Below are 11,548 nucleotides of genomic sequence, written 5' to 3' on the forward strand. Positions count from 1 at the left end.
AGATGGCCTCTGGATAGAGACGAGATGGCGTGCGACCTCGCCGCCCGGGTGGGCGACGAGGCGATCGGCTGGCTGGGCTTATTCTGCCAAGGCAGCCTCGGCTTCTTCGGCGGCAGTACTGCCGCCACAGGAGCCCGTGGCGACATTGAAGTTGCCGCAGCGCATCGGTGCACGCCAGTCGGCAATCAGGTCACGGGAGCCGGGCAGGTAGTCGGACCAGGCGTCGCCGGCCACGGTGGAGGGCGTCTGCCAGACGATGTCGAACTGGCCGTTGTCCTGCACCTCACCGATCAGCACCGGCTTGGTGATGTGGTGGTTGGGCATCATCGCCGCATAGCCGCCGGTCAGGTTGGGCACGGTGACGCCGATAATCGCATCCTTGATCGCGTCGACGTCGGTGGTGCCGGCCTTGCGCACCGCCTCGGCCCACATGTTGAAGCCAATGTAGTGGGCCTCCATGGGATCGTTGGTTACCGACTCCTCGTCGCCGGTGTAGTCGATCCAGGCGTCGATGAAGTCGTAGTTCTCGTCGGTGTCGACGCTCATGAAGTAGTTCCAGGCGGCCAGGTGGCCGACCAGCGGGGCGGTATCGATACCGGAGAGTTCCTGCTCGCCGACCGAGAAGGCAACCACGGGAATGTCGGCGGCATCGATGCCCTGGTTGGCCAGCTCACGGTAGAACGGCACGTTGGCATCGCCGTTGATGGTGGACACCACCGCTGTCTTCTTGCCCTCACTGCCGAAGCGGCGAATCTCGGCGACGATGTTCTGCCAGTCGGAGTGCCCGAAGGGCGTGTAGTTGATCAGAATGTCGTCATCAGCCACCCCGTGCTCCTCCTTGAGGAAGGCCTCGAGGATACGGTTGGTGGTGCGCGGATAGACATAGTCGGTGCCGGCCAGCACCCAGCGCTCCACGCCCACCTCGTTCAGCAGGTACTCGACGGCGGGAATGGCCTGCTGGTTGGGCGCCGCTCCGGTGTAGAAGACGTTCTCGGAGGACTCCTCCCCCTCGTACTGCACCGGATAGAACAGCAGGCCATTGAGCTCTTCGAAGACAGGCAGCACGGCCTTGCGCGAGACCGAGGTCCAGTTGCCGAAGACCACATCGACGTCATGCTGGGCCAGCAGCTCGCGGGCACGCTCGGCGAACAGCGGCCAGTTGGAAGCCGGGTCGACCACCACCGCCTCGAGCTGGCGACCCAGCAGGCCACCCTGCTCGTTCTGCTGCTCGATCAGCATTTCCACGGTGTCCTTGAGCGTCGACTCACTGATCGCCATGGTGCCGGAGAGGGAGTGGAGGATGCCTACCTTGATCGGGTCCTCGGCCAATACCTGGCTGCTGAACCCAAGGCTGGCAGTGGTGACCAGGGCGGCGGCCGCCAGCTGCGAGGGGCGGAACTTGGTACAGAGCCTGGTACGGAGATTGTTACGGAAATAGGGACGGGGCAGAATCTTGCGTCGGTATGCGTTCACTTGTCACTCCTTGCACCTTCCTGCAGGAAGGTTTCATTGTGATGGCATCGCAGCGGGGTCGAGGGACCGCCGGTGCGGGTCTCAGCCATCAGCCATTGCAAGGCCTGCGCCATCCTCTTGCATAAACCGATAAAGCAATGAGTTTCAATGAAATGGAGCTACCCCGTTGCGCCAGCGATATGCCTCATGGCACCGCCTTGGTGCAGCAAAAACGCCATGTCACGCCTCGCACTGCACCGTTGGCGTGCACAGCGAACAAAAAAGGGGCGCCGGTCTGCACCGGCACCCCAAGGACGAAACGTTGTGCAATCGATCAGGCGCGTGCGCTGCGAATCCGAGCCATGCCCTTTTTCACCACCGGCAGTAGCAGCGACAGCGCGGCGATGATCAGCAGCCACATGGAAATCGGCTTGTCGATGAAGGTCATCCAGTCGCCACCGGAGATCTGCAGGGCACGACGCATGGACTCTTCCATGATGCTTCCCAGGATCAATGCCAGAATCAGGGGAGCCGCCGGAAACCCGAACAGCCTCATGCCGAGCCCCAGCAGGCCGAAGCCAAGAAGGAACAACAAGTCGATCACGCTGAAGCTCATGCCGTAGACACCGACTAGGCAGAAGATCAGGATCAGGGCCAGCAGCAGCGGACGCGGCATCTCGAGAATCTTGGCGATATAGGGAATCAGCGGCAGGTTAAGGACCAGCAACATGATATTGCCGATATACATACTGGCGATAACGCCCCAGAACACGTCGGGACGGTCCACCAGCATGGCCGGCCCTGGGCTGATCCCCATGACCAGCAGGGCTCCCAACAAGACCGCCGTGGTACCTGAGCCAGGAACGCCAAGGGTCAACAGCGGGACGAAAGAACCAGTACAGGCGGCATTGTTGGCGGCTTCGGGAGCCGCGACACCCTTGATATTGCCCTTGCCGAAGGTATCCCCATCCTTGGCCAGACGCTTCTCCATGCTGTAGCCGAGGAATGAACCGATAGTGGCACCGGCCCCCGGCAATACACCGGTGAAGAAACCCAGGACGGAGCTGCGGGCAATAGGCGGCGCAATCTCGCGAACCTCGCTGCGAGTCAGCTTCAGCGAACCGATGGCATTGCGCGGCTGCTCCTTGCCACCCCCACCGCGCAACAGCATGTAGAAGACTTCGGCCAGGGCAAAGATACCCAGCGCCACCACCAGGAAGTCGATGCCATCCAGCAGGTGCGCGGAACCGAAGGCAAAGCGCACCGTACCGGTCTGCAGATCGATGCCAATGATAGAGATCATGATCCCTACCACGGCGGCAATCAGCCCCTTGACCAGTGATTTGTCGGAGAGCGACACCACTGCCGTCAGGCCCAGCACCATGAGCGCGAAGTACTCTGCCGGGCCGAACGCCACGGCGACCTTCGACAGCATTGGGGCCACCATCATCAGGAAGACAACGGATATGGTGCCACCCACGAAGGATGCATAAGCCGCGATAGCCAGGGCCTTGCCGGCCATCCCCTGCTTGGCCATGGGATAGCCATCAAAAGAGGTCGCCACGGTACCGGCCACGCCGGGGGCGTTGAGCAGGATCGACGAACTCGAGCCACCGAAGATCGCCCCGTAATAGACACCGGCCATCAGGATCAGGCCTGAAGACGGCTCCATGGCGAAGGTGATCGGGATCATCAGCGCCAGGGCACTGATCGGCCCCAGGCCAGGCAGCATACCGATGATAGTGCCGGCGAAGACGCCACCGAAGACATAAGCGATGTTAATGGGCTGCAGTGCGATGCCGAAGCCGAACATCAAGTTATTCAAAGCTTCCATGAGCAATATCTCTCTCGCGGGCTGATCGTGTCATACAACATCAGATCGGCAGGATTCCCGTGGGCAGGTAGACGTCCATGATCCGGGTCATGGTCAGATACAACGCCAGCACCACCCCGAGCGAGGTCGCCAAATTCACACCGTGTCGACGGTAGCCGTAATACAAACCAAGGCCGAAGGCCAACACAGTGGAGGTCACCACGAAACCGATCGGTACCATCAGCAGGGCGTAAGCAATAATCGCCAGCGAGGTGATAACGATCCGCGACCAGGGACGGAACAGTAATGGCTGGTTCAGCGCCTCAGGGCTCGGTTCTTCGGGAATATCCTGAGCCTTGGGTTTTTCCAGGAACAGACACACGGCAAGCCCAAGCAGGAGAAACCCCAGCACCTTGGGAAAGATATCGGAATCGATCGGCCGGGGAAGTGGGAAAGTGGGGATCTGGAAAGCCATTACCAGGTAACCCACCGAGAACAGTGCGACGATCAGCGCAATAATCTGATTGGTGTTGAGTCGTGTCATGAGCATTCCACCTCGTTCTCACGCCAGATGAAGCCTGGCCACGAGCTCGAGTGTTACCTTCGAAAAGATTGAGCCCTGGGTAAGCAGGGCTCAAGAGAATCACTTAGGGTGAGAATCTGCTGGCGTTCAGCGAATCAGCCCGAGCTCGGTCAGCACGCCACTGAACTCTTCCCTTTGGGCGTCGAGGAAAGCACCAAATTCTTCGCTGGTCTGATAGGCGTCGATCCAGCCCAACTGGTCACGGGCTTCCTGCCAGGCTTCTGTTTCGAGCATCTGTGCAAAGAGGTCTTCATAATAGGCAACGGCTTCGGCCGGCATGTCGGGCGTTCCCATGACACCGCGCCAGATGTCGAAGGTATAATCGATACCCTGCTCCTGGTAGGTCGGAACATCGGCCAGGGGGCCACCCATTCGTTCGGGAGAGGAAACTCCCAGTGCTCGAATGTCGCTATCAGGGCCCAGTTGCCCTGCGGCTTCGCCAGCACCGGTGATCACGGCCTCGACATGACCACCCATGAGGTTAGTCATTGCTTCGCCGCCTCCCGAGAAGGCGATGTAATTCACGCCTGACGCCTCGAGCCCGGCCGCGGACGCCACACCAGCGATAGCGATGTGATCCATGGAGCCCGGCGCACTACCACCGCCGACACTCATTGAAGGCGTCTCGCGCATGGCGTCGAACAGATCGTTGAGATCTTGATATTCGGAATCCTGTGGCACCAGTACGATGGAGTAATCGGTGATCAGGCGCGCGATCGGCGTGAAGTCGGTATGGTCATATCGCGAGGTTCCTGCCAGCGGCACCAGAATGATGGGCGGGCTGGTGGCGAACAACTTGTGCGGATTGCCTTTATCGCTGGCGATCTGGGCCCAGGCCACAGCGCCACCGCCTCCCGGCACATTGATGGCCGCAAAGTTTTGCTCGGCCAGACCTTCTGACTGGATGACACGGGAGGTGGTACGCACCAGGGTATCCCAGCCACCGCCCGGGTTGGCCGGCGCGATGAACTCGATGGAACGGCTCGGCGTCCATTCATCGGCGCTGGCAGCGGTAGTGGCACCCGCGACAGCGGCCAGCGGCAGTGCCAGCAAAGTCAGGCGCTTGAGGGAAAGCTTGGTAGTCATGGCGTTCTCCGGGTTCGGCATCTTGTTGTGTGATCATTCTGTGATCGTCATGTGGTCGCCCTGGGGCGCTACCATGTGAACGTTAGAAGAAGCGACACCTTGGCCACAAGCTTCTGAACATAAATGACAAATAGTCCTTTACGCCCATTCTGTCCATTCTGTTCACGGATGCCTTCGAGTTCTCCTCCCCCCTACTCGCTACCCCTCTTCAGCTACCCCTCTTCAGCTAGCATTCTTCAACTCGCTTTCCTCAGCTAGCCTTCCTCACACCATGGCGACGTATCGCCCACCAGGCGGTAGCGACGCTCCGGTCGCCCCACGTCGCCATAGCCCAGCTCGGCGTCCACCACCTGGACCGATACCAGAAACTCCAGATAGCGACGGGCCGTCGAACGACTGGCACCCATGGACCGGGCCACCTCCATGGCGGCCAGCGGGGTGGCGGCATGCTCGAGCGCCGCTACTACGGTGCGTAGCGTCAGGCGATCGATGCCCTTGGGCAGGCTGCGCACAGCGCCTCCCGTCGCCCCCTCAGGACGCAGCCGGGTCAGTACCCTGTCCAACTCCTCCTGGCTCATCTCGCTGCGGGCGGTCAGGGCGGCACGCTCACGGCGAAAGCGGGCAAGCATCTGTGCCATGCGCGAAGCCTCGACCGGCTTGATTAGATAGTCAAAGACACCGCCACGCAGGGCTTCGGCGATGGTTTCCACCTCCCGGGCAGCGGTGATCATCACGATATCCACCCGCAGGTAATCCCGCCGCAGCGACCAGAGCAGCTCGAGCCCCTCCACGTCCGGCAGGTAGGCATCGAGCAAGACCAGATGAACCGTGTCGGCCTGCCGGGACATCAACGACCGCGCCTCGGCGCCGCTTCTGGCCATGCCCACCACACGGAAGCCTTCACTCTGCTCGATGAAGGCGCGATGGATATCGGCAATGCGAAAGTCGTCCTCGACGATCAGGATGCCAAACTCCGACGGCGAATCGCCCGCTTCATGCATGTCTCGTTACCCCCGCGATGTCTTCTGGCATCGTCTTGTGCTTATGATTGTGCTTGTGCTGATGAGTGCTTCAGCGCCCTATCGTGCCCGGCTGCAACGGCCGGTCCTCACCCGTCGAAGGCGGCCGGCACAAGGAGCGATCGAGCACGGCGATGAAACAGGCCCCTCCCAGTTCGCTCTCCTCCAGCGTAATGGCGCCACCGTTCTCCCGACACAGGCGGCTGACCAGGGCCAGGCCGATACCGTGATGCTTGCCCGGCTTGGTAGAGAAGCCTTCCTGGAAAATCGCTTCGACGTGCTGGTGGGGGACTCCGGGGCCGTTATCCTCCACCTCGATCAGCAGCTGCTCTCCCAGATCGGTGAAGAACAGCCTGACCCGCGGCCCCTCATCGTTATGACGATCGCCCTGGAGTGCCGCATGGCAGGCGTTGTCCAGCAGGTTGCCTATCACCGTCATCAGCACCTCCTGGCCTGTCACCGTGAGCGGCTCGACCAGCGAGCTCTGCTCATCGATCTCCAGCAGCACACCGAGCTCCCTGGCCCGGGTCAGCTTGCCGAGCAGGGTACCGCTGACCACCGGGTCGCCCACATGCTTCATCAGGAAGGTCATCTGGGCCTGCTGATGCGCACTCTCCTGATGAATAAGGGCAATGGCATCCTCGATGCGGCCGAGCTGGAGCATCCCGGAGATGGTATAGAGTTTGTTGGAGAACTCATGGGCCTGGGCACGCAGCATGTCCACGTCCCGGCTGGCGGCATTCAACGCATTGGAGAGCTCGACGATCTCGCGCCGGCTGCGGAAGGTCGCCACCGCCCCCTCGATCTCTCCCGCGTGATGGATGGGCACCCGGTTGACCACCACCGGATGGTCCCCCAGCCACATATCCTGGTCAAACTGATGCTCGCCTCGCTCCATGACCTCGAGCAGACGCGAGTTGGGAACGATGTCCTGAACCGGCTGCCCTACCACCGCATGCACCGGCGGCAGGCCCAGAAAGCGCCTAGCCTGCTGGTTGACCAGGGTGATCTGTCCTTCGCGATTCACCGCCAGGATCCCCTCGTGGATCGACTGCAGGATTGCCTCTTTCTCCATCGCCAGGCGGGCGATCTCGTAGGGCTCGAGGCCAAGGATGACCCGCTTGAGATGGCGCGACAGGCCATAGGCGCCGGCAAAGCCGAGCACGATCATGAGTGCCACCAGCCACCACCCCAGGCTGGTGTGCTCGATCACGTCCATGGCCACCCGGTCGAGCATGAAGCCCACCGACACGATACCGATGATATTGCCCTCGGCGTCGAGGACCGGCGTCTTGCCGCGCATGGCCTCGCCCAGCGAGCCGGTAGCTTCCGAGACATAGGATTCGCCGTGCAGCAGCGCCCGGTCGTTGTCACCGCCGACCATGGGCTTACCGAGCCGCTCGGGCAGCGGATGGGAATAGCGAAGCCCTTCGGTATTGCCCACCACCACATAGCGCGCGCCGGTCTCGCGTCGGATGCGCTCGGCAATGGGCTGGATGGTGACGCTGGGCTCGGGGTCATCGAAGGCGGCGATCAGCTCAGGGATGCTGGCCACGCTGAGTGCCACGGCCAGGGCTCGCTGACCGATCTGGTCGCTGATGATCTCACCCTTGCGATGATTGAGGTAGGCGCCCTGGGCCAGCAGCATGCCGGCCAGTAGAGCACCGACCAGCAGCATCACCTGCAGGCGAAAACTTCGCATGAGCCAACCGCGCCGCGGACGGCCACGACGCATACGCTGGAGCTCGGCAATGGATTCTCTGCGCGGGGAGGACATGGGCTGAGGCTCGGCGCTGGTTAAAGCGTCATTGTCGCATGCTGCCGAAGCCGGGGCACCTCAGCGATTCTGGGCAATGGGCAAGCCCATCGGACGATACCGACGGGCTTGCAGGCAATCATCCCGCCAACGCTTGCCGTAGACGAGGGCTCGCCAGTTCACCAATCAGCGTGGCCAGCGCCAGTGCGGCCAGTAGCCATGGCCAGTGGATGCCGAACTCGATGCGAGCGATCCCCAGCGCGTCGACGAAGATCACCAGGATGCCAAAGGGACTGACATAGCGCACCATGAACAGCCAGAGAGCATGCCAGCGTGGCGACAGGCCCAACTCATCACGGAACGTCTCACTTTTCAGCACGAAGCCTGCCAGCAACACCATACCCAGGCCACCCAGCGGCATCATCCAGCGCGAGGTGAGATAGTCGAGCCAGTCAAAGAAATGGCGACCCAACAGCGTCCAGTCGGCACCGACGTTGAATGACAACATGGCCATGGTGCTGATCAGCCACAGCACGATGCCGGTCCCCCAGGCCGCGGCGCGACGCGATAGCCCCTTGTTGTCGCACAGCCAGGAGACGGTGGCCTCGACCATGGAGATGGCTGAGGTCAGCGCCGCCATGGAGAGCATGACGAAGAACAGGATCCCGAACAGGGTGCCCATGGGCATGGCCTGGAAAGCCAGCGGCAGGCTCATGAAGATCAGTCCAGGCCCTTCCCCCGGATCCATGCCATTGGCGAAGATCACCGGGAAGATGGCCAGCCCCGCCATCAGCGCCACCAGGGTATCGGCCATGGCGACACTGAAGGTGGTGCGCACGATGGAGGCCCGCGCCGGCAGATAGCTGCCATAGGTAAGAATCGCCCCGGAGGCCAGCGACAGGGTGAAAAAGGCATGACCCAGGGCGGCCAGCATGCCGTCGCTGGAGAGACTTCCGGTATCGAAGGAAAACAGGAAGCGCCAGGCCTCGCCGAACCCTCCGGAAGTCATCCCGTAGCCGATCAGGATCAAGAGCATGATCACCATGCCGGGCATCATCCAGGTCACGCTGCGCTCGATCCCGGCCTGCACCCCCCTGCCGACGATCAGCATGGTCAGCACCACCACCAGAGTGCTCCAGAAGCCCAGGTTGAGGGGGTTTTCGTTATTGGCAACGAAGATCGCCACCATGTCGTCGACGCCGCTGCCAGCCAGGCCGCCTGTCAGCATCTTCCACAGATAGGAGAAGGACCAGCCGGCCACCACCACGTAGAACGACAGGATCATGAAACCGGCCAGCATCGCCAGCCAGCCCAACAGCGACCAGGCCGATGAGCGCCCCGACTCGGTCACCACCCGGCGAACTGCGTCGATGGGGCTGCCACGGCCACGACGGCCGAAGGCGATCTCGGTCATCATCACCGGCACACCCACCGCGAGAATGCAGGCCAGGTAGACGAGCACAAAGGCCCCACCGCCGTGCTCGCCGGTGATGTAGGGAAACTTCCAGATATTGCCCAGGCCGACGGCGGAACCGGTTGCCGCCAGCACGAAGCCCCAGCGGCCGAGCCACTGAGCGCGAGGTTGTTGAGGAGTCGTCATGGATCACCAGGGGATGCGTTGTTAGCAATTGACGCAGCAATATGACCGGCATAATACCAATCTTGCAACGTAATTTTATTGTTTAGTTTCAGTAATTCGGACGTTAAACCTGACAAACGAAAACAAGCACGGCCCCATCGGATGACGGGGGCCGCTTCATCGATCAGTCGTCCTTGAGCACACCGCGACGGATCTGATCCTCCTCGATGGATTCGAACAGAGCCTTGAAATTGCCCTCGCCGAAGCCGTCGTTACCCTTGCGCTGGATGATCTCGAAGAAGATCGGTCCGATCACGGTCTCGGTGAAGATCTGCAGCAGCACGCCCTCGTCGGGGCCGCCATCGATCAGCAGGCTCAGCTCGCGCAGATCCTCGACGTTCTCCTCGTGGTTGGGCACCCGCTGGTTCACTTTTTCGTAATAGGTGTCCGGCGTGGAGAGGAAGGTCACGCCGTTGGCGCGCAGGGCACGCACCGTGGCGTAGATGTCGTCGGTGGCCATGGCCAGGTGCTGGATGCCTTCGCCGTTGTACTCGCGCAGGAATTCGGCGATCTGCGAGGTGTCGTCGGCAGACTCGTTGATCGGGATGTGCATCTTGCCGCAGGGCGCGGTCATGGCGCGGGAGTGCAGCCCGGTTTTCTTGCCCTTGATATCGAAATAGCGGTTCTCGCGGAAGTTGGCGATGTCGGTATAGAAATTCGCCCAGAAGTCCATCTGGCCACGGTCGACGTTGTGGGTCAGATGATCCAGAACCTTGAGGCCCACGCTGCTGTCCTGCGGGGTACGGCCGGGGATGGGCTCGAAGTCGATGTCATAGATGGTGCGCCCTTCGCTGTCGACCTTGTTGTCGACGAAGTAGAGCAGCGAACCGCCGATACCACGCACCGCGGGAATGCCCACCTCGCCGGGGCCGACCGGGTTCTCCATCGGCTCGGCGCCGTGAGCCACGGCGTAGTCGAAGGCCTGCCTGGCGTCGGCCACCTTCCAGGCCATGGCACAGGCACTGGGGCCGTGCACGCGGGCGAACTCGGCGGCGTGGCTCTCCGGCTCGGCATTGAGCACGAAGTTGACGTTCTCCTGCTGGAACAGGAATACCTGTTTGGAGCGGTGCTTGCGGGTCTCGGTGAAGCCCATGCGGTTGAACAGCGCACGCAGTTCCTCGATGCCCTCGGGGGTGGGGGCGGTATACTCGACGAACTCGAAGCCATTGGTACCGATGGGGTTCTCTTGGCTGAGGGGAGCGACGGTCTTGGCAGGCGCGTTCATGGAAATTCTCCAGGGAGTTTGGCCAGGGTCTGAAACAAGGGTTTGACACAGTTGTTATGGGCGCCCTGCGGCGCCGTGGTGTGCCCCCAGCCTAGTGCCACGCCGCTCCCACCGGAACGTCTAGATACCCCCTTGCCACCGCTGTCGGCGTCGGCGCCACCCCGACCGCCGTAAAGCAATGCTTACACCCTGACGAAGCCGGCCAGTCACGCTCCAAGGGCGGTTCAAAATCCTGACAGGGCGTAACGAAAACCTGACAGCCCAAGCGTCGCACTCACTCTTTACCGCCGAGCTTTTCCTCCACGCTCGTCACCTTGTCGCCCATGCGCTGCTCGCGGTCGGTCCGGGTCCCCAGCTTGATGGTGGTGGTGATGCGTGGCGCGCCCATCTCGTGCACCACTTCATGGCAGCGCTTGACCACTGCCATCACCTCATCCCACGGGCCTTCGATATTGGTGCCATAGGCGTGCATCTGATGCTTGAGGCCCGATGCCTGGATGACACGCTGGCAGGCGGCGATCTGCGGTGAGACCGATACCCCCACGCCCAGGGGGACTACGCAGAGATCGATGATGACGTGCATGCCGTGTACTCCTCGTCTAATAAGAAAGTCGCTGTCGGAGGTAGCTTCAGCTCCGGTCCGACGCTTCGGCGACCGTAGTGTTGCCGACGCTGGCGAACACTGCTGCCGTTGCGGCCTCCGCCAAGGCGCCTGCCGGCGCCAGTTGCGATAGGAACCAGCGCTCCAACAGTGACCCTTTCCACCGACGGCGCTACAGCATTGTAGGAGCATCTTTAGATCGCGACTGGAGGCCGAAGGCCTCCCGGCGGTGTTGCCAATGCTGGCGAACACTGCTGCCGTTGCGGCCTCCGCCAAGGCGCCTATCGGCGCCAGTCGCGATGGCAACCAGCGCTCCAACAGTGACCCTTTCCACCGACGGCGCTACAGCATTGTAGGAGCATCTTGAGATCGCG

9 protein-coding genes are annotated in these 11,548 nt (G+C 61.8%); all 9 read right to left on the bottom strand.

All coding sequences use genetic code 11. The annotated features are described in order from the left end of the window. Positions 1-78: 78 nt before the first annotated feature. Positions 79-1,473 carry an urea ABC transporter substrate-binding protein gene (gene urtA, locus DU505_RS10665; RefSeq protein ID WP_422667016.1) on the bottom strand — a complete coding sequence of 465 codons (1,395 nt, stop codon included), beginning with the start codon at positions 1,471-1,473 and terminating at the stop codon, positions 79-81. 313 nt (positions 1,474-1,786) lie between these two features. After that, positions 1,787-3,286 carry a tripartite tricarboxylate transporter permease gene (locus DU505_RS10670; protein WP_114478966.1) on the bottom strand — a complete coding sequence of 500 codons (1,500 nt, stop codon included), beginning with the start codon at positions 3,284-3,286 and terminating at the stop codon, positions 1,787-1,789. A gap of 40 nt (positions 3,287-3,326) precedes the next feature. Next, positions 3,327-3,809, bottom strand: coding sequence for a tripartite tricarboxylate transporter TctB family protein (locus tag DU505_RS10675; protein ID WP_114479028.1), 483 nt, complete (start codon positions 3,807-3,809; stop codon positions 3,327-3,329). Between the two features lie 126 nt (positions 3,810-3,935). Further along, complete coding sequence (locus DU505_RS10680; RefSeq protein WP_114478967.1) at positions 3,936-4,934, bottom strand: tripartite tricarboxylate transporter substrate binding protein; 999 nt, start codon at positions 4,932-4,934, stop codon at positions 3,936-3,938. Positions 4,935-5,188: 254 nt separating this feature from the next. Then, positions 5,189-5,935: a response regulator gene (locus tag DU505_RS10685; protein ID WP_114478968.1), complete on the bottom strand. Its 747-nt coding sequence runs from the start codon at positions 5,933-5,935 to the stop codon at positions 5,189-5,191. Positions 5,936-6,005: 70 nt separating this feature from the next. After that, positions 6,006-7,730: an ATP-binding protein gene (locus DU505_RS10690; protein WP_114478969.1), complete on the bottom strand. Its 1,725-nt coding sequence runs from the start codon at positions 7,728-7,730 to the stop codon at positions 6,006-6,008. 118 nt (positions 7,731-7,848) lie between these two features. Continuing rightward, entirely contained in the window at positions 7,849-9,309 is a 1,461-nt protein-coding gene (locus tag DU505_RS10695; protein WP_114478970.1) for a sodium-dependent transporter, read from the bottom strand. A 163-nt stretch (positions 9,310-9,472) separates the two neighbouring features. Continuing rightward, complete coding sequence (gene hppD / locus DU505_RS10700; RefSeq protein WP_114478971.1) at positions 9,473-10,573, bottom strand: 4-hydroxyphenylpyruvate dioxygenase; 1,101 nt, start codon at positions 10,571-10,573, stop codon at positions 9,473-9,475. A gap of 274 nt (positions 10,574-10,847) precedes the next feature. Further along, positions 10,848-11,156, bottom strand: a complete 309-nt coding sequence (locus DU505_RS10705) for an MTH1187 family thiamine-binding protein (RefSeq protein WP_114478972.1) — start codon at positions 11,154-11,156, stop codon at positions 10,848-10,850. Positions 11,157-11,548: the final 392 nt, after the last annotated feature.

It is taken from the genome of Billgrantia montanilacus, assembly GCF_003336675.1.
GTDB lineage: Bacteria > Pseudomonadota > Gammaproteobacteria > Pseudomonadales > Halomonadaceae > Halomonas > Halomonas montanilacus.